We start from the raw sequence: 18,519 nt of genomic DNA on the forward strand, positions 1-18,519 counted from the left end.
ACTTTCCCTAATAAATGACTCTTTTTCATCTTCACCCTCCTAAAAATAATACAGAATTAAAATCTGTTTCATACGTTAAAATTTATTATACTAGTTATAAAACCATTGTCAACGTTTAAACAGAGTTATTTTATAAAATGGCTTTAAAAACTAGATAAGAACCCTAGTTTTTAGAGCCACTCAAATTTATTTATTTTTCATTAAAGTAAACGATTGTTTTAGCGTTGCTAAGAGTCCTTTATCATTATAGACTAAGACATTCGATTTGTACATCTTAGCTGAAGCTAGTGTCAGCAGAATTGTCGTTGCAATTAAAATCACTAAAGAGATAGATGCTTCTTGAATAGAAGCTGTTTCATTAGCTAATCGAATCGGCATTAAATAAGAAGATAAAAATGGAATATAAGACGTGATTCGAACGATAATATTACCTGGATCAAACGAACCTAAAGCAATCCCTAATAGATAACCGATTAAAGACAAGTAAGTTACAGGTAGAATCACTTTGGACGTATCTTCGGTCTTTGTTACCAAAGAACCACAAAGTGCTGCTAAAACAGCATAGATAAAAACGCCTAAAAGCAAAAAGAACAGGGTAAATATAAGAAAAGTACCAAAAACTCCCTTTAAAGAAATAGAATCTAAAATGTTTTTGACTACTTCAAGGTTCTTTAACCACTGATAGCTAATAACAAATGCTGCAGCATAAACAATCATTTGTGTAAAAGCGACCATTAAGATGCCAAAGAGTTTCCCATAGAAATGAGTTTGGGCACGTGTACTGGATAAAATCACTTCCATAATGCGGGTACCTTTTTCTGAAGCGATCTCTTGAGAGATGATACCAGCGTAAGTAATAATAAAAACAAATAAAATAATTGTTGCAGCAAAACTAATAACATAATTAAAAGCATCATCGTCTTCACCCAGTTGCATATCTCCTGCTTCGTTAAAACTAACAGATTGTTTCTCAAATGAGGCAGGTTCATTTAAGCTAGACACTTCCTCCATGGATAACCCTAACTCTTGTGCTCGCATATTGGTTTGTATAGAATCTAATACTTGTTGTAAAGTCAATTCAACAGATTGCCCCATACTAGACTCACTATACAGTTTCCCATCAAGTTGATTATTTTCTCCCACATCAACCACAAATAACGCATCAATTTTTTCAGCGGATAACTCTTTTTCACCCGTCTCTTGATTTTTTATGACTTGAAATTCATAGTCTTGCGGTGCCAAGCTACTAATCCCTTCGGCTAACTCTGTTGAAGAAGAGGTAATGCCAATCTTGTCTACTTCGCCGCTTTGACTGCCAAAATACCCTGCTGCGTAGACAATTCCTCCCAGTATAAAAGGAACGAGTAGCATGATCAAAAATGAAACCGAACGTACATTTTTCTTATAAACATCTCCAGCAATAATCCAGAATTTATTCATGTTGATCACCTGCTTTTCGTTTAAATATCTCCTCTAGAGTAGGTGGCTGTTGATTAAACATAGGAATGTAGCCTTCTGCTGTTGCTTTTTTAAAAATTGCTTTGCCTACTTCAGGATCATCAAGCGTAATCTCTAAAAATCCCGTATCTTGTTCTATAGTACTTATAACTCCAGGTATTTTATCCACTTCATCTTTTGATAGGCCAGCTTCTAAAAAGATCTTCGTTCGCCCAAAAGATTCTCTGATCGCTTGTACATTCCCCTTTAAAACACAGACCCCGTTATTTAACATCACCAAATGATCACATATTTTTTCGACATTATCCATATTATGACTGGAAAATATCACACAAGAACCTTTTTCTTTTAGTTCAATAATCCCATTTTTTAAAAGTTCGACATTTACTGGATCTAATCCGCTAAAAGGTTCGTCCAATATAACCAGTTCTGGCTCATGAATTAATGTAGCGATCAACTGAATTTTTTGTTGGTTTCCCTTAGATAGTGTTTTAACTTTATCTGTCTTTTTTCCTTTTACCTGAAATTTATCCATCCAGTCATCAATTTTAGGTAAAATTTCTTTTTTTGTTTTTCCTCTTAAACGCGCAAAATAAATCAACTGATCTTGCACGGTAACACGTGGATATAACCCGCGTTCCTCTGGTAAATAGCCAATAATGTTGTATTCTTTTGGACTTAATCGATGGCCATTCCATAAAATTTCACCTTGGTCTGCTTGTAAAAAATTAAGAATCAAACGAAAAGTTGTTGTTTTTCCCGCACCATTTTGTCCAATCAACCCCATAATTTGCCCTTTGTTAATCGTAAACGTTAAATCGTCGAGCGCTTTATAATTATCAAAAGATTTCGACAATTTTTTTACTTCCAACATATGATCAACCCCTTTTTGCAAAACAATTACTAAAATCCACTGTCAACTATTAAAATTACTTCTCCCACATAAAGTATAAAATAACAAATAGCTTTGGGCATTTTAATGGTACCTTACCTTAATAAAAAGTGCAAACTTAGAAAAATATTGCTAATTTTTTATGTTAAATTACTATAAAAAAACAACAAACAGCATTTACAAAACTGTTTGTTGTCTTTGTTTAAAATTTCTATTTTTTTATTGAATTTACCACGGTAATTCTGTCGAAAGTTGGGCAGCAAACTCTTTGTATTCTTGACGTTCGGCAAGTCTTTGCTGCCTTCTTTTTTCATAACCTTCACAAACCTTTTTTTCTTCGGACGTTTCTGGTATGACTTTAGGTACCATAAATTCTTTTTCTTCATTCATGTGAGAAGGTACGGCGACAAAAGTTGTAAAGCAAGTAGCAGCTAGATAACGTTCACCTGTCACAAGGTTTTCTCCAATGACTTTGACAAAGACTTCCATTGATTTATGATGTGTACCGGATACGTAAGATTCAACACACACAGAATGATTACTTTCAAGTGGTTTTAAAAAATTCATTTGATCAATTGAAGCCGTGACAGCACCTCTTCTACAATGTCTAGTAATCGAAATAGACGATGCATCGTCTATAAACGTCATCAACTTCCCGCCAAACAAAGCCCCGAAGGGATTGAGATCAGATGGGAAAATACGATGATTTTGAATGACTTTTGATTGTCGGCAATAACAAGATTCCTCCATATTTTTTCTCCCTACTTTCTTCATGCGAAATTGTTCCTGTAAATTACACTTGAGCTTCAAAATAATGTTTCGTAGCATAAATAAAATGAGCCAAATAATTTATTGTTGCTTCTTGCGCTACTTTTGTTTGAATAAATTGGTCAAAAGCATGAAAACATCCTGGATAAACTTCTATAGCAGCTTCAACACCTGCTTGTTGTAAGTTCTTAATATAGACTCTCGTTTCATCGTAAAATGGTTCAATATCACCGACAAATGTGTAAGTCGGCGGTAAATGATGATAGTTATTGGCTCTAGCAGGTGCAGCGTAACTTGACACCTTTTCTGTCTGATAGTTATCTTGTAAATACATTTGCCAAGCCACTTGATTTGCCCGTGTGTTCCAGAGAGGAGCATCATTATCTTGTGACGATGGCGTAATCATGCGGTCATCAAGCATTGGGTAAAATGGCATTTGAAAAGCAATATTGACTTCGTTGCGATCACGTGCTAAAAGCGAGACCGCCGCGGCTAAACCACCGCCTGCACTATCTCCACCCACAAAAATTTGATCAGAGCGAATACCTAACTCAGCAGCATGGTCTTTCATCCAAAGTAAGGTATCATAGCAATCTTCTAAAGCTGCAGGAAAAGGAGCCTCGATCGATAAACGATAATCTGGTAATACAACAACACAGTTAGCTGCATCAATAAATTTTTTTACAAAACCACCTTCTTGTTCCGGAACGCCTAAACCATAACCTCCTCCATGTATCCAAAGAAGACCTACTGCATTGTTTTGCGGCTGATTACTTTTAACGACTGCAAAGTTTAACTGTTCATTATGAGGAGAAATCGTTCTATAATTTTTCCATTGTAAATTTTTAGGTCGTAAAAAATTGCGTGTGAGATTCAGTACCTTCTGCATTCGACGGAATGTATTTTCATTTTTAAAATGAAAACTAGAACGAATGATTTTTCCGAAAGTACGCAATTCAGGGTGGATCATATCATCGGTTATTTTCATTTTGAATTCACCTCAATTTTCTTTAAATCATTTTTCAATTATATCATTTATTATATTCTATACTCTTTTTTCTCCTACTTTATTTTTTCGTGTATCTATTTTAGTAGTACCGAAAATATCTTTCTAGTTTTTTTACATAGAAAAGAAGGAAAGTCATTTAAACTTCCCTTCTTTTTATTCTAAATGAAGGGATGTCGCCTATACTTTCCCTTATTTCATTCCAAATGAAGGAACGTCACTCATACTTCCCCTCTTTTTACTCATAATGAAGGGACATTCTCCATACTTCCCTTCATAATTAAAAATCACCGATTAACGGTAACTCGGTGATTTTTCTTAATATTTACGGAAACGTTCATATCGTTCTTGGACTAATTGATCTGGAGCTTTTTTCGCAAGATCATTTAATTTCCATGTTAGATCAGCTTTGACTCGGCGTAAGATTGCTTCTTCTGATATAGGTTCGCCGCGAAACGATTCTGGGATAACTTGCTCAACAACATCTAATTCTTTCAATTCTTGAGCCGTAATCTTCATTAAATCTGCCGCTTCATCGGAACGACTACTATCTTTCCACAAAATCGAAGCAAAGCTTTCTGGTGGCAATACTGCATAAATTGAATTTTCCAACATCCAAACTTCATCAGCTACAGCTAGCGCTAATGCTCCCCCACTACCGCCTTCACCGATAATAATTGAAATAATGGGAACATTTAGATCGGCCATTTCAAATAAATTTTTGGCTATCGCCTCACCTTCCCCACGTTCTTCTGCACTAACACCAGAGAACGCACCAGAAGTATTGATGAAAGTAACGATCGGACGCCCAAACTTTTCCGCTTGCTTCATTAGTCGTAATGCTTTACGGTAGCCTTCAGGTTTTGCCGAGCCAAAATTACGTTTTAAATTTTCCGGTAAATTTTTCCCTTTTTGGATGCCAATCACCGTGACTGGTTTTCCATCCAGTAGGGCAATCCCCCCAACCACAGCTTCGTCATCTGCATAATAACGGTCTCCGTGAAATTCTTGAAAGTTTTCAAAGATTCGTTCAATATAATCTAAAGAAGTGAGGCGTTTTTGGTCACGAGCCAATTGAACGATCTCATGTGCAGATCTTTCCATTTTAACGCCACCCTTTCATTGTATGCATATGAACCAGTTCGTAAATCCGCGTTTTTAATTCTTTCCGCGCAACGATTTGGTCTATAAAACCATGTTCCAAAAGAAATTCTGCTCGCTGAAAATCTTCCGGTAATTCTTGTTTGATTGCATTTTCGATGACTCGTCTACCGGCAAAACCAATGAGCGCTTGCGGTTCGGAAATAATAATATCTCCTTGCATCGCAAAGCTTGCCGTAACGCCTCCGGTAGTCGGGTCAGTTAAAATAGTTAAGTAAAGTAATCCAGCATTGCTATGTTTTTTTACAGCTGCCGAGACTTTGGCCATCTGCATCAAGGAAAGAGTTCCTTCTTGCATCCGTGCCCCGCCCGAGGCAACAAACAAAACAACAGGTAATTGTTGTTTTGTGGCTTTTTCAAATAGTCGCGTGATTTTTTCACCAACAACAGTTCCCATACTAGCCATAATAAAATGAGAATCCATAATACCAAGAGCGACCCGCTCACCGGATATATCCGCAACACCAGTTAAAACCGCTTCGTGTAAATGATTTTTTTCTTGCATTTTCTTTATTTTTTCTTGGTAGCCTGGAAAATCAAGTGGATCTTTTGTATGAACATCTGTGTCCCATTCTTCAAAAGTATCCTCATCTGCAATCAATGTAAGCCGTTGACTAGCGCTAATGCGGAAATTATATCCACAGTTAGGGCAGACTTTTTCTTCACCCATTTCCTTGGTATATAAAATGTGTTTACAACTTGGACATTTGGCCCACATGTCATCAGGAACAGTGGGCTCGTTCATAGGTGTCGCATTACGATTAGGATTGATTTTGATATAATCTTTTTTCTTTTTAAACAATGCCATTTACTGCGCCTCCTAATCTTCAGGTGTCCAGTTTGGTAAAAATTCTTCTTGTAAAAAGGCAGTATTATAATCACCAGATAAAACTTTAGGATGACTAATTAAATCTAATTGAAATTCTGCGTTCGTTACAATCCCATCTGTCACTAATTCGCTTAATGCTCGCTGCATTTTCATCAATGCTTCTAAACGTGTATCAGCATAAGCAATTACTTTAGCAATCATTGAATCATAATATGGCGGAATCGTATAGCCAGAATACATTGCACTTTCTACACGAATTCCCATTCCACCAGCTGGTAGTAATAAGTTTTCAATTTTACCAGGAGAAGGTGCAAAATTAAATGCCGGATTTTCAGCATTAATACGACATTCAATTGCATGTCCTTTAAACTGAATATCTTTTTGCTCAAGAGCTAATTCTTGACCACTAGCAATTTCCAATTGTTTTTTAACGATGTCAATTCCAGTAACCATCTCTGTGATTGGATGTTCTACTTGAATTCGAGTATTCATTTCCATGAAATAAAAATTACCCTCTTCATCCATTAAAAATTCGATCGTTCCAGCATTACAATAATCAACAGCTTGTGCTGCTTTTACCGCAGTCATACCGATCTCTTGTCGTTTTTGTTCATCGATTGCTACAGAAGGAGATTCTTCCAAAACTTTTTGGTTGTTACGCTGCAAAGAACAATCTCTTTCTCCTAAGTGTACCACATGTCCAAAATTATCGGCTAGAATTTGAATCTCAATGTGACGAGCTGGATAAATGATCTTTTCAATATACATGGAATCATCGCCAAATGCCGCTTTCGCCTCTTGCTGGGCCGAAGAAAAATGGTGAGGTAAGTCTTCCTTATCATAAACTTTGCGAATTCCTTTGCCCCCGCCGCCAGCAGCAGCTTTTAGCATGATTGGAAAGCCTATTTCATCTGCGATCTGAACGGCTTCTTCAACGTCACTAATCGCTCCAGGACTTCCTGGAATCACTGGAACATCAGCTTCTCGCATTAATTTTCTGGCGTTAATTTTATTTCCCATATCATCGATCGTTTTACTTTTGGGACCAATAAAAACGACATTCATCTCTTCACACATCTCAGCAAAACGCGCATTTTCTGAAAGAAAACCAAAACCTGGATGAATGGCTTCTGCTTTTGTTACAATTGCTGCACTTAAGATTTGCTGAACATTTAAATAAGAATCCGTTGAACGAGCAGGTCCAATACAAACGGCTTCATCAGCCAATTCCGCATGTAATGCGTCTTTATCCGCTTCAGAATAAACTGCAACTGTATGAATTCCTAATTCGCGACAAGCACGTATAATCCGTACCGCGATTTCCCCGCGGTTTGCAACTAAAATCTTTGAAAACATAATTCACCTATCCAATCATGAACGTTAATTCTGCTTCCGCCACTTTTTTTCCATCAACACGAGCAACACCCTTACCAATGCCGGCAGAAGCTTTCACTTTCAAAAGTTCGACTTCTAACATTAGTGTATCACCAGGGGTCACTTTTTGGCGAAATTTCGCTTTATCAATCCCACCAAAATAAGCAGTTTTTCCTCGGAATTGTTCTAAACTAAGTAGAGAAACAGCGCCTGCTTGGGCCATTGCCTCTACAATTAAAACTCCAGGCATTACTGGTTCATGAGGAAAATGCCCTTGAAAAAAAGGTTCATTGACGGTAACGTTTTTTTTGGCCACAATTCGTTTTCCTTCTTCTAATTCTTCGATACGATCAATTAAAAGCATAGGGAAACGATGAGGAATAATTTCTTTGATTTCTTGAATATTCATTACTGACATACTTAGCCTTCTTTCACCCGGAACAATGGTTGGTTAAACTCAACCACTTGTTCATTTTCTACTAATACTTCGACGATTTCACCAGATACGTCACTAGTAATTTCATTCATCATTTTCATAGCTTCCACAATACAAACAACCTCACCAGCTTCGATGTGATCTCCAACTTTTTTGAAGTCTGGTTTTTCAGGTGCTGGTCGTAAGTAAGCAACTCCCACAATTGGAGAAACAATATTTGTTCCTTCCACTACCTCTTCTTTGGGCTCAGTTGTTTTTGGTTGAACCGTTTGTTGTACAACTGGTTGTTGTGTTGGTTCTACAGTAGAGTCAACCGTTTGGCTGCCATTATTTGCCTGACTGGTTTGTCCCGCTTGGCTTCTAGCTGCCGCCGTTTTGTTAAAATATAATTCGAAAGTTCCATCTTTTAAATCAAATTCAGTTAAAGACGATTGGTCAAAAATTGCAATCAGTTCTTTTAATTCTTCTTGTTGCATCCTTATGCCTCCCAGCGTTTCATCAATAATACTGCGTTATGACCGCCAAATCCCATTGAATTACTCAAAACATAGTCTAAATCAGCATCAATACTATGATTTTTTACCACATTCAAGTCAATGTCTGGATCTTGTTCAGTAATGTTAATGCTAGCAGGTACGAATTGATGTTGTAAAGCTAATACTGAAGCCACAGATTCAATTCCACCAGCAGCTCCTAATAGGTGGCCTGTCATTGATTTTGTACTGCTGACATAAACATTCTTGCCATGTTCACCCAAACCATAATGAATCGCTATTGCTTCTGATACATCATTGGCTGGTGTGGCTGTTCCATGGGCATTTACATAACCGATTTGTTCAGGAGTTATTTGAGCTTCTTCCATCGCTAATTTCATCGCTTTACCGGCACCTGAACCATCTGGGTTAGGTGCTGTCATGTGGTAAGCATCGCAATTAGCGCCATAACCAACCACCTCAGCAATAATATTAGCCCCGCGCGCTTTAGCATGTTCTAAGGATTCCATTAAAAGAACTCCTGCACCTTCTCCCATAACAAAACCAGAACGATCTTTATCAAAAGGTGTCGAAGCATGATCGGGATCTTCATTTCGACTTAAAGCAGTCAAAGAAGCAAATCCGGCAATGCCAATCTCACAAATAGTTGATTCAGAACCACCTGCAAGCATAACATCTTGGTAACCATGTTTGATATTGCGAAATGCTTCGCCCACAGAATTATTCCCAGAGGCACATGCGGTAACCGTTGAAGTACAAATTCCTTTTGCACCTACACGCATAGCAATATTTCCAGCAACCATATTAACAATAGACATCGGCACAAACATCGGAGAAACTCGGTCTGCTCCTTTTTCGTTCATGCGCGTTACTTGTGCTTGAATTGTAGGCAATCCACCGATACCTGAACCGACCATCACGCCAAAGCGATCCATATCGGTTTGGCTTGTATCTAGTTTAGACATCTCCAAAGCATCAAGTGCAGCATAAATTCCGTAAAGAGAAAACAAATCCATACGCTTGGTATCTTTTTTCTTAAAATACTTTTCTAAAGGGAAATCCTTCACTTCGCCAGCTACTGAAACACCAGTATCTTCGGCATCAAACTTTGTAATTTTATCAATTCCGTTTGTTCCATTTTGTAAACTTGTTAAAAAGGTTTCTGCATCGTTGCCAATTGGTGAGACAACGCCGTACCCTGTAATAACTACTCGATTCATAATGCTTCTCCCTCCATTTTGCAAAAGATCAATCACATTTGTTTAGCCTTGCATCACTAATCCACCATCCACACTAATAACTTGACCTGTAATATAAGGACTCTTTGCTAAGAAAACAGCTGTTTGAGCAACGTCCTCAGGTTTTCCTAAGTGTTGCAACGGAATAGTTTCATTGATTTGTGCCTTGACTTTATCTGATAAAACGTCTGTCATATCTGTTGCAATAAAACCAGGTGCGATTGCATTACAAGTAATTCCACGTGGGGCTGCTTCTTTAGCAACTGTTTTAGTAAAGCCAACCACTCCAGCTTTACTTGCTGCATAATTAGCTTGGCCAACATTACCTATTAAGCCAGAAACACTGGAAATATTTATGATAACACCAGCTTTTTGTTTCATCATTTTTTTTAATACTTGTTGAGTCATATTAAATGTCCCAGTTAAGTTTACTTGTAAAACACTTGCGAAATCTTCTTCTTTCATGCGCAATAATAATTTGTCGTTATTGATACCGGCATTATTAACTAACACCTGAATTTCGCCTAACTGCTCTTGCGCTTGTTTAAGCATTTCCTTTGCACTTGAAAAATCAGAAATATCACCTGCTACACCAATACATTTTACCTCAAAAGCTTCAATTTCGGCAATTAATTTTTCAGAAATTTCTTTACGACCATTCAGTACAATGTTTGCGCCATTTTGGGCAAAAGCTTTGGCAATAGCTAAGCCAATGCCGCGTGTACTACCTGTAACAAATACATTTTTATTTTGCAGTTCCATAGATTCCTCCATTGATTAAATGAACTCTTCAGTTTCTTGTAATGTTTTCAGATCGGAAACACGATTTGTTTGGATCGATTTATCAATCTTTTTCATAAAACCACTGATTGTTTTTCCTGGTCCGACCTCAATGACGCGTTCAATCCCTAGTTCTTTTAACGTTTCGACACTTTCGTAAAATCGAACAGGCGACTTGACTTGTCGTTCTAATAAATCTTTGATTTCATCCTGCTTCATTACTTTAGCTGTCGTATTGCTAATCACAGGAATTTGCATCTGGTTAAATGTTATTTCTTGTAATGTTTCTTTTAATTTTTGAGCCGCTGGTTCTAAAAGCTTCGTATGGAAAGGACCGCTAACATTTAAAACTACCATACGACGTACCCCAGCTTCGGTCAGCAAATCCATCGCATGGTCCACGGCTTCTTTTTCCCCGCCAATGACAATTTGTTTAGGCGTATTATAGTTTGCCGGAGATACGATTCCGTATTCACTTGCTTGTTCGCAAGCTTTTTCAATAGTTTCTGCTGGTGTATTCATCACAGCTACCATTTTCCCAACGCCGGCAGGTGCTGCTTCAGCCATATATTTTCCACGCTTTGCAACAAGACCGACAGCTGTTTCAAAATCCAAAGCCTCACTTGCGACTAAGGCAGAGTACTCACCTAAACTTAAACCCGCAGCGGCATCTGGCGTTATTCCTTTTTCTTTTAACAAACGTAAAAAAGCGATACTTACTGTTAAAATCGCTGGTTGGGTATATTCGGTCAGATCGAGTTGTTCATTTTCAGTAAAACATAGTTTAGCCATATCATAGTTTAAAACCTGTGAGGCTTGGTCAAATGTCTTTCTCACAATCTCATAGTGATCATAAAGTTCTTTTCCCATACCAGGTGTTTGGTCACCTTGTCCACTAAATAAAAATGCTGTTTTCATCCGTTGCTCCTTTAACACTATCGTTTGTAAATCATTACATAACAATTAAAGTTGAAAGTATGTCATGCGATTTTTTATCTCCATATAAAAGATAATTTTAACTTACGCAGATAATTGCTATTTTTCTCTGCTTTTGACTAGCAAAAATTTGCAGCAAAAGCAAAGGCTAGGCTTTCGGCCCAGCCTTTAAAATTAAGCTTGTTGTTTTTCTACGTATTTTACTAAATCATCCACCGTTTGAATGTTTTCATCTGTCTCGATTTTTACATCGAATTCGTCTTCGATTTCATTGATAATTTGAAATAAGTCTAAACTGTCTGCTTCTAAATCTTCTTGAATGTTTGTTGACAACTTAATTTCGTCTTTTTCCTTATCTAACTCTTCTGCCACAATTTCTTGAATTTTTTCGAATACCATAATTATATTCCTCCAATATTTTTCTTTTTTTATTAACAAATTTATAAAATGACTGCCACAGTTGCCCATGTGAGCCCGCCACCAAAACCTGAAAGTATCACGTTTTGTTGATTTCCAAGAACAATTTTCCCGCTAGCTACTGCTTCATCTAATAAAATTGGAATTGAAGCAGCTGAAGTATTGCCATACTTATCCATATTTTGTAAAAATTTATCCCTAGAAATGCTGACTTTTTTCGCGATTTTATCTAAAATACGCGCGTTTGCTTGATGAAGCAAGAAATAATCGACTGTATGATTTTGTTCGTCCATCACCTTTTTGATTTGTTTTACAACATCTCTTACCGCAAAATCAAAAATTTCTCGACCTTCCATCGATAAGTATGAGCTTTGCTGTGTTTCATCTTTGATATATGGATTACTAACAGCGGTAAAACCAGAAGTCAGAGACATCGCTCGCTTACCGTCCGCTTGTAAACTTTCGGCCGTAATATGTTCTTTTTCTGAGGCTTCTAGCAAAACGCCACCAGCCCCATCACCAAACAATACTGCAGTGGAGCGATCTGTCCAATCTAATACTTTAGAAATAACTTCGCCACCAATTACCAAGCCTTTTTTAGCTCCCGTACGAATCATCTTATCGCCCATCGATAAGGCATAGACAAAACCTGAACAAGCAGCACTTAAATCAAAGCACATGGCCTGATTCGCACCGATTGCACCTTGTACTAAACAAGCAACCGAAGGACTATTGTAATCAGGAGACATCGTAGCTACAATGACAAAGTCAAGTTCTGAAGCACTATAATGACTTTTTTCAAGCAACTTTTCAGCTACTTTAGTACAAAGATCTGACGTATTCTCTTTAATTGCAATACGACGTTGCTTAATCCCTGTGCGAGTCCTAATCCATTCATCACTGGTGTCCATAAATTGGGCTAATTGGTCATTAGTTACCGTTTTTTCAGGAAGGTAACTCGCGGTCTGTGTGATCTGTCCAAAACTATTCATTCAATTACACTCACTTATAATCTTGTAGGAAATCGTGAAGGTTTTCTAAAGCCTTTTGTAAAGCTAAAGATTCTTTGTCATCCATGCCATATAAAATACTTTTTACCATTTCCATATGGAAACGTTGATGAACACGGAAAATCAATCTCCCCTTTTTGGTCAAACCTAATTTGACAACCCGTCGATCATCTTCACTACGGAGACGTTCGACATAGTCTTTTTTTACCAAACGGTTGATCGCAATGGTCAATGTTCCAACTGTGATCGAAAGTTCCTTAGCTACTTCAGAAGTGGTCTTTTTTTTATACATGCCGATTGCTTCAATCGTATGCATCTCAGTGATCGATAAATCATTAAATTGTGACTTTTTTAATTCTGACTCTTCGATCGCTAAAATATCATTAAAAGCCTCCACTAATAATGTATTGATCCGCTCAAAATTGGATTCCATTAACTAACACCATCCGAATAGTTTGATTATCAAACGATTTGATATTCAAACTATAAATGAAACGCAAAAAAAATGCAACCTTATTTTTTCGATTCCTCATTTTGTAAACGCTAAAAAAGAATGTAAATTTAGTTTGACTTGCAAATAATTTTAACATACTATGTTTTTGTGTAAATAGCTTTGTTTCAACCCCTTCTTTTTTTAACTTTTTTTAATTAAATAGAAAAATTAAATTTAACAAAAAAAGCCGAGAAACAGTTGATTTCAACCTGCTTCTCGGGCTTTTTTATTGAATTAAGTCATAAATCTCCATTGCTACAATATCAATATTATCAAACTGATAAGCTTGATTGGTTTGGGCTTCAGTCAATTCAAATGTTTCTGTTGTATTATCATAAGTCACTGTACATTTTTCAACGCCTTCTTTTTCAAAACGGCGTACTTGCACTTCACTATCTTGTGCTTCGACCATCGCTTCAAGTCGTTTGATGATAGCAACTAATTGGGAATTTTGCATCCTAAGTGCCTCCTCTTTTATTCACATTTCTGTTACATTCTAACAAAAAGACTAGGTCTTGTGGATGTTTTTTCCAATTTTTTTTAGAATTTATGAATTTGTTTGGTCTTTCCACCAAAGCTTGATTAGCGCTTGTGTTCCATCATTTTCATTCCCTTGGTCTGCTAATTTTTCATAAAGCTGAGCAGCGAGATGAGTGCTTGGTAAATCAAGCTTCATTTTCTCGGCTTCATCTAAAGCAATTTTTAAATCTTTAATAAAGTGTTTAACGAAAAATCCTGGCGAATAATCTTCTTTTAAAATCCGCGGTCCGTAGTTAGACATTGACCAGTTTGCAGCTGCACCGCCTGCCAAAGTATCCATTACTTTTTGTAAAGACAGCCCTGCTTTTTGGCTGTAAGCTAACATCTCTGTCATACCAGTCATGGTACCTGCAATCATAATCTGATTGGCCATTTTTGTATGCTGGCCTTTTCCCGCTGAACCATGTAAAACATAAGATTTACCCATTTTTTCGAAAAGAGGAACTGCCTTATCATAAACGGCTTGATCACCACCTACCATAATCGTTAGTGTTCCATTTTTTGCTCCTAAATCTCCTCCGGAAACAGGTGCATCTAAACTACTTGCTCCTTTGTCTTTAGCTGTTTGGTAAATTTTTTCAGCTAAAGAAGGTGTACTGGTCGTTAAATCTACCAAAATTTTACCTTTAACATCGCTAGCAAAAATTCCTGTGGTTCCATCATAATATACTTGTTCTACATCTTGCGGATATCCCACCATCGTAAAGACAATTTGGCTTGCTTCTGTAATTTCTTTAGGAGTGTCTTTCCAGTTGGCACCATTTGCAACTAAATCGTCTGTTTTGCTTTTTGTCCGGTTATATACAAATAACTCATGACCAGCATTGATTAAATTCTCTACAATGGCGTGCCCCATAACGCCTGTTCCTATAAAGCCTATTTTCATTATCCTTCCTCCTTCTAAATAAAAAATCTGTACTTTCAGTATACGTGAAAATACAGATTTTTAAAACGATTAGTGGAAAATCCCTCTAAATAAACGTTTACGTTTTTTTGTTTTATCATTCAAAGTAAGGTCCGTTTGTTGTTTTTGTCTTTCTATCGAATCATAGTAAACAATAGATTCATTATAAAAAGCAAGCATCGACTGAACAAAATTTTCTACGGAGATTTCATATTTTTTCCGAGCTAAAATTTCCTGATTTTTTGCCGGGCGTTTGTCCATATAAGACAGTAGTGTTGGAGCAAATGCCTCATCTGTTTGAAAGGTAATGCCTAATGAAGGGTCATCAATCAGATGATCTAAATAATCATTTCCTTCAACAACAAGCTGTGTACCTGATGCCAGTGCCTCTAGATAGGTTAACCCTTGGCTTTCTGAAGTCGAAGTACAAACAAAATAATCAGCCGTTTGATAATACAATGCAACTCGATCATTTGGCACTTCTCCTACAAAGATAACTTTGTCTGCTATTCCTTTATCATAAGCCAATTGTTGCAATTCTTCTTCGTAAGGACCCTTACCAACAATGACTAGGCGAACATTGGGTTTAACTTGTAAAACTTCAGGCAAATGCTTGATCAAGGCCTGGATATTTTTTTCATAGGAAACACGGCTTAAAGAAAGTAAAAGTATTTCATCTTCTTTTATTCCTAGAGACAAGCGCAACTGTTTACTTTTTTCTGGTGTATCTTTGTCTGGTTTAAATTTTCTGGTTTCTATACCTGTCGGAATCACACGCATTGGTGTGACAACACCATAATTTTTTAAAGTTGTGATCACTCGTTCGCTAGGACAGACAACCCCCGTTGTGTGATTAGCAAAAATACGCGAAAAAACTTTCACATGAGCCGGACGAACGACTTTTCCGTGCGCAATATAATGTAAATAATCTTCATACATTGTATGATAAGTGTGAATAACAGGAATATGTAATTTCTTTCCTACTACTTTTCCTAAAAAACCCGCTCCAAATTCTGTATGAGTATGAATCAAATCAAGCTCAAAGTGTTTGGCAATCATGTAAGCATCCCACATGCCACGGACAACAATACGGCGATCCTTAAAGGATACAAAAGGCACACTTGGCATGCGAATAATCCCTTCCTCATCTTCTGGGGCGTTAGGATCAGTGGTAGTAAATATAATTACTTCATGTCCTAATTTAATTAATTCATCTTTTAATGTCTTGATCGACGTAGCAACTCCACTTACTTGAGGAAAGTAAGTATCTGTGAAAAATCCGATTTTCACAAAATTCCCTCCAAACTAGAATCTTTCCATTTTTAAGAAAGCACCATTTCGTATACATTTTTTAATTCTGTACCGATGTTTTCGATACTTTTTTCTTGAGCTGTTTGCCACCCATTTTTGGAAAGGTCAGGCAGCCTTTTTTCTACAATGCCTTCTAATAGTCGGCTAAATTCAGCATTGCTATGTCCCATATAGCAATTTTGTCGATCTTGTAACCAACCTTCATACACAGGAATATCACGAACAAGTACATTTTGCAAGCTTGCCAGTGCCTCTAAAACTACAATCCCCTCTGTTTCTTCATAGGAAGGAAAGAAAAATAAATCAGCATTGGAATATGCTCCTTCTATAATATTTCCTTTAATGTAGCCAGGGAAGATTACATTATCAGGGTGATCATATTGTACAATCTTACGTATATCTTTAGGTACAGAATATAAAGAAATATGACCAAACCAGATAAATTTGTACTGCGGAAAATGTCTAGCTACTTCAACAAAATCTATCAACCCTTTCCGTTGGAAATATAACCCTACAGAAATAATCACTTTTTGATCAGCTGCTAAATGAAAATAGTCGCGAAATTTCTGTTCCTTTCGAGTATCAGGTCGATATTGGGTAAGGTTGATACCATTAGAGACTACATCTATTGGTTTTCGAATCCCATAACTTTGCAAGATGCGTTTGGCGTAAAGTGTAGGTGTAATTAAATGATCCCCTGAGGAATAAAGATTTACAATATATTTTTTATATAAAGATACAATAGCATTAGAACCCAAAAACGAATTTTTAAAATCTTCGGCATTGGAATGAGCATGATAAACGACTTTTTTTCCTTGCCTTTTTGCTTGCCGAATCATCTTCCATGAGTTCAAGCCATAGGTATTAATATGTAAAATATCGTAATCGTTGCTTTTAGCATCGGTTGTATAATCAACTCCGGCACTTTCTAATGCCTTTTTTTGATGCTCAAATGCTCGCCCGATACCGGACTTTTGCAGCATTTTTTCTCCTTCAAAATAAAGCAACACCTTCAAGGATTTATTCCCCTTTCCTTTTTTCCAATTATAGTATATCATATTTTAAATTGAACTTAACTCCATCTGAGGACTTAGATTAACGTTTGTTTTTTTATTTTTTACTAAAATGAGGAAATATTAAATAGACAGCATTCCGTCATTTTTGTTTTTTATCTGGAAACTATTATATAAATTTTCGCTTTTTTCGCCCATTAACCAAAACTTTCCAAGAAAACAATCGGTCTTTTACTAGTTTCTTTTTACAAAAAATGGTATCTTTAAACTAACACACGCACTAAAAAATGGAGGTTAACTTATGAATGTTGTAGATATGCATTGTGATACTATCATGAAAATTTACCAATCGCCAATAAATAGACCCGCTCATCTGAAAAAAAATAATTTTCAATTAGATATTCCAAAAATGCAAGAAGGCGATTATTTATTACAAAATTTTGCGATTTTTATTGATAAAAATTCAGTTGACTCTCCTTATGAAGAAGCTAAAAATATGATTGATGCTTTTTACGTAGAGATGTCTGAAAATAACGACCAGATCCGCCCTGTTACTCATTACGAACAAATTTTACAAAATGGTCTAAACCAACGAATGAGTGCCTTACTAACGATGGAAGAAGGCGCCCCTATTGAAGGCAGCATTGAAAAATTGGAAGAATTTTATGACTTAGGTGTACGTATGATGACACTTACTTGGAATTATCCAAACGAAATCGGTTATCCTAATGCTGCTTTTGCTGATGACAAAGGACGTTTGACGGATCAGACACAAAAAGGACTAACAAACCAAGGGATTGATATCGTTCAACGAATGAACGAACTGGGAATGATCATTGATGTTTCTCATGGTTCAGACGCCCTTGTTAATGATGTGTTGCAATATACAGATCGACCTTTTGTTGCAAGTCATTCTAATGCACGGCAAGTTTGCTCGCACTACCGCAATTTATCTGACGATTTAATCAAGAAAATTGCAGATCGCGGAGGTGTGATTGGCATTAATTTTTCTGACAGTTTTTTAAAGGATGAAAAACAAAAAGGCTCTTTAATAAATGCAATTTGCCATCACGTCCGCCATCTTTATAATGTGGGAGGAATTGAATCAATTGGTTTAGGTTCGGATTTCGATGGTATACCTGTGCATGCTGATTTACCAGACGGAACGGTCATGCCTAAATTATATGACGCCTTATTAAAATCTGACTTTTCTAGTGAGCAAGTTGACCAAATTTTTAATAAGAACGTTTTACGTTTGTATCAAGACTTTTTAGTTTAAACATATCAGAACCGAGAAAAAATTCTCGGTTTTTTTATATTCAATCTTTAGTTTTTGAATAATAGTTCAATCTTTATTCATTAACTAAAGATTGAATAACTTTTTGCGAGTCCATTATTTATCGATTTTTGGTTTTCCATAGAAAAAGACCAGGGCAAAATTGTCCTGGTCTCTTTTTCT

The 18,519-nt window shown here is 36.6% G+C and carries 20 protein-coding genes; 1 reads left to right on the top strand and 19 read right to left on the bottom strand.

The window, feature by feature from the left end:
• Positions 1–186: 186 nt before the first annotated feature.
• The 19 genes from TS1_RS10335 to TS1_RS10425 form a co-directional block, all read right to left on the bottom strand.
• Entirely contained in the window at positions 187–1,440 is a 1,254-nt protein-coding gene (locus TS1_RS10335) for an ABC transporter permease (protein WP_068710434.1), read from the bottom strand.
• Positions 1,433–2,332: an ABC transporter ATP-binding protein gene (locus TS1_RS10340; RefSeq protein WP_068710435.1), complete on the bottom strand. Its 900-nt coding sequence runs from the start codon at positions 2,330–2,332 to the stop codon at positions 1,433–1,435. Before TS1_RS10340 ends, TS1_RS10335 begins: the two co-directional genes overlap by 8 nt.
• Before the next feature lie 246 nt (positions 2,333–2,578).
• Positions 2,579–3,100 (bottom strand): acyl-CoA thioesterase, encoded by a 522-nt coding sequence (locus TS1_RS10345; RefSeq protein ID WP_068710452.1) that lies wholly within the window; start codon positions 3,098–3,100, stop codon positions 2,579–2,581.
• Positions 3,101–3,143: 43 nt separating this feature from the next.
• A complete protein-coding gene (locus TS1_RS10350) occupies positions 3,144–4,106 on the bottom strand; it encodes an alpha/beta hydrolase (protein ID WP_083498299.1) in 963 nt (320 codons plus the stop codon).
• 336 nt (positions 4,107–4,442) lie between these two features.
• Entirely contained in the window at positions 4,443–5,228 is a 786-nt protein-coding gene (locus TS1_RS10355) for an acetyl-CoA carboxylase carboxyl transferase subunit alpha (RefSeq protein ID WP_068710436.1), read from the bottom strand.
• A gap of 1 nt (position 5,229) precedes the next feature.
• Positions 5,230–6,093, bottom strand: coding sequence for an acetyl-CoA carboxylase, carboxyltransferase subunit beta (accD, locus tag TS1_RS10360; protein ID WP_068710437.1), 864 nt, complete (start codon positions 6,091–6,093; stop codon positions 5,230–5,232).
• A gap of 12 nt (positions 6,094–6,105) precedes the next feature.
• Positions 6,106–7,470 (bottom strand): acetyl-CoA carboxylase biotin carboxylase subunit, encoded by a 1,365-nt coding sequence (locus tag TS1_RS10365; protein WP_068710438.1) that lies wholly within the window; start codon positions 7,468–7,470, stop codon positions 6,106–6,108.
• Between the two features lie 7 nt (positions 7,471–7,477).
• A complete protein-coding gene (gene fabZ / locus TS1_RS10370) occupies positions 7,478–7,897 on the bottom strand; it encodes a 3-hydroxyacyl-ACP dehydratase FabZ (protein WP_174519343.1) in 420 nt (139 codons plus the stop codon).
• A gap of 11 nt (positions 7,898–7,908) precedes the next feature.
• The gene (accB, locus tag TS1_RS10375) at positions 7,909–8,400 is read right to left on the bottom strand and encodes an acetyl-CoA carboxylase biotin carboxyl carrier protein (protein ID WP_068710440.1); all 492 of its coding nucleotides are present in this window, start codon (positions 8,398–8,400) and stop codon (positions 7,909–7,911) included.
• A gap of 2 nt (positions 8,401–8,402) precedes the next feature.
• Complete coding sequence (gene fabF / locus TS1_RS10380; protein ID WP_068710441.1) at positions 8,403–9,638, bottom strand: beta-ketoacyl-ACP synthase II; 1,236 nt, start codon at positions 9,636–9,638, stop codon at positions 8,403–8,405.
• A 42-nt stretch (positions 9,639–9,680) separates the two neighbouring features.
• Positions 9,681–10,418 carry a 3-oxoacyl-[acyl-carrier-protein] reductase gene (gene fabG, locus TS1_RS10385; protein ID WP_068710442.1) on the bottom strand — a complete coding sequence of 246 codons (738 nt, stop codon included), beginning with the start codon at positions 10,416–10,418 and terminating at the stop codon, positions 9,681–9,683.
• A 15-nt stretch (positions 10,419–10,433) separates the two neighbouring features.
• Positions 10,434–11,354, bottom strand: coding sequence for an ACP S-malonyltransferase (gene fabD / locus TS1_RS10390; RefSeq protein ID WP_068710443.1), 921 nt, complete (start codon positions 11,352–11,354; stop codon positions 10,434–10,436).
• 192 nt (positions 11,355–11,546) lie between these two features.
• Positions 11,547–11,771 (bottom strand): acyl carrier protein, encoded by a 225-nt coding sequence (locus TS1_RS10395; RefSeq protein ID WP_068710444.1) that lies wholly within the window; start codon positions 11,769–11,771, stop codon positions 11,547–11,549.
• Positions 11,772–11,812: 41 nt separating this feature from the next.
• The gene (locus tag TS1_RS10400) at positions 11,813–12,781 is read right to left on the bottom strand and encodes a beta-ketoacyl-ACP synthase III (RefSeq protein ID WP_068710445.1); all 969 of its coding nucleotides are present in this window, start codon (positions 12,779–12,781) and stop codon (positions 11,813–11,815) included.
• A 10-nt stretch (positions 12,782–12,791) separates the two neighbouring features.
• Positions 12,792–13,232, bottom strand: a complete 441-nt coding sequence (fabT, locus tag TS1_RS10405) for a fatty acid biosynthesis transcriptional regulator FabT (RefSeq protein WP_068710446.1) — start codon at positions 13,230–13,232, stop codon at positions 12,792–12,794.
• 286 nt (positions 13,233–13,518) lie between these two features.
• Positions 13,519–13,749, bottom strand: a complete 231-nt coding sequence (locus tag TS1_RS10410; protein ID WP_068710447.1) for a YkuJ family protein — start codon at positions 13,747–13,749, stop codon at positions 13,519–13,521.
• 90 nt (positions 13,750–13,839) lie between these two features.
• Entirely contained in the window at positions 13,840–14,718 is an 879-nt protein-coding gene (locus TS1_RS10415) for an NAD(P)-dependent oxidoreductase (protein WP_068710448.1), read from the bottom strand.
• A gap of 69 nt (positions 14,719–14,787) precedes the next feature.
• A complete protein-coding gene (locus TS1_RS10420; protein WP_068710449.1) occupies positions 14,788–16,026 on the bottom strand; it encodes a glycosyltransferase family 4 protein in 1,239 nt (412 codons plus the stop codon).
• Between the two features lie 32 nt (positions 16,027–16,058).
• The gene (locus TS1_RS10425; RefSeq protein ID WP_068710450.1) at positions 16,059–17,063 is read right to left on the bottom strand and encodes a glycosyltransferase family 4 protein; all 1,005 of its coding nucleotides are present in this window, start codon (positions 17,061–17,063) and stop codon (positions 16,059–16,061) included.
• A 298-nt stretch (positions 17,064–17,361) separates the two neighbouring features.
• On the opposite strand from TS1_RS10425, the gene TS1_RS10430 reads away from it, so the two are divergent.
• Positions 17,362–18,339, top strand: coding sequence for a dipeptidase (locus TS1_RS10430; protein WP_068710451.1), 978 nt, complete (start codon positions 17,362–17,364; stop codon positions 18,337–18,339).
• Positions 18,340–18,519: the final 180 nt, after the last annotated feature.

It is taken from the genome of Tetragenococcus solitarius NBRC 100494 (assembly GCF_001544195.1).
In the GTDB taxonomy this organism is placed as follows: Bacteria; Bacillota; Bacilli; order Lactobacillales; family Enterococcaceae; genus Tetragenococcus; species Tetragenococcus solitarius.

Bases quoted from the DNA above. Each gene is read 5' to 3' on its own strand.
- fabZ (WP_174519343.1), bottom strand. From the start codon at position 7,897: ATGAATATTCAAGAAATCAAAGAAATTATTCCTCATCGTTTCCCTATG.
- TS1_RS10350 (WP_083498299.1), bottom strand. From the start codon at position 4,106: ATGAAAATAACCGATGATATGATCCACCCTGAATTGCGTACTTTCGGA.
- TS1_RS10395 (WP_068710444.1), bottom strand. From the start codon at position 11,771: ATGGTATTCGAAAAAATTCAAGAAATTGTGGCAGAAGAGTTAGATAAG.
- accB (WP_068710440.1), bottom strand. From the start codon at position 8,400: ATGCAACAAGAAGAATTAAAAGAACTGATTGCAATTTTTGACCAATCG.
- TS1_RS10340 (WP_068710435.1), bottom strand. From the start codon at position 2,332: ATGTTGGAAGTAAAAAAATTGTCGAAATCTTTTGATAATTATAAAGCG.
- fabF (WP_068710441.1), bottom strand. From the start codon at position 9,638: ATGAATCGAGTAGTTATTACAGGGTACGGCGTTGTCTCACCAATTGGC.
- TS1_RS10430 (WP_068710451.1), top strand. From the start codon at position 17,362: ATGAATGTTGTAGATATGCATTGTGATACTATCATGAAAATTTACCAA.
- TS1_RS10400 (WP_068710445.1), bottom strand. From the start codon at position 12,781: ATGAATAGTTTTGGACAGATCACACAGACCGCGAGTTACCTTCCTGAA.
- fabG (WP_068710442.1), bottom strand. From the start codon at position 10,418: ATGGAACTGCAAAATAAAAATGTATTTGTTACAGGTAGTACACGCGGC.
- TS1_RS10345 (WP_068710452.1), bottom strand. From the start codon at position 3,100: ATGGAGGAATCTTGTTATTGCCGACAATCAAAAGTCATTCAAAATCAT.
- TS1_RS10335 (WP_068710434.1), bottom strand. From the start codon at position 1,440: ATGAATAAATTCTGGATTATTGCTGGAGATGTTTATAAGAAAAATGTA.
- accD (WP_068710437.1), bottom strand. From the start codon at position 6,093: ATGGCATTGTTTAAAAAGAAAAAAGATTATATCAAAATCAATCCTAAT.
- TS1_RS10415 (WP_068710448.1), bottom strand. From the start codon at position 14,718: ATGAAAATAGGCTTTATAGGAACAGGCGTTATGGGGCACGCCATTGTA.
- TS1_RS10365 (WP_068710438.1), bottom strand. From the start codon at position 7,470: ATGTTTTCAAAGATTTTAGTTGCAAACCGCGGGGAAATCGCGGTACGG.
- fabT (WP_068710446.1), bottom strand. From the start codon at position 13,232: ATGGAATCCAATTTTGAGCGGATCAATACATTATTAGTGGAGGCTTTT.
- fabD (WP_068710443.1), bottom strand. From the start codon at position 11,354: ATGAAAACAGCATTTTTATTTAGTGGACAAGGTGACCAAACACCTGGT.
- TS1_RS10355 (WP_068710436.1), bottom strand. From the start codon at position 5,228: ATGGAAAGATCTGCACATGAGATCGTTCAATTGGCTCGTGACCAAAAA.
- TS1_RS10410 (WP_068710447.1), bottom strand. From the start codon at position 13,749: ATGCAAAATTCCCAATTAGTTGCTATCATCAAACGACTTGAAGCGATG.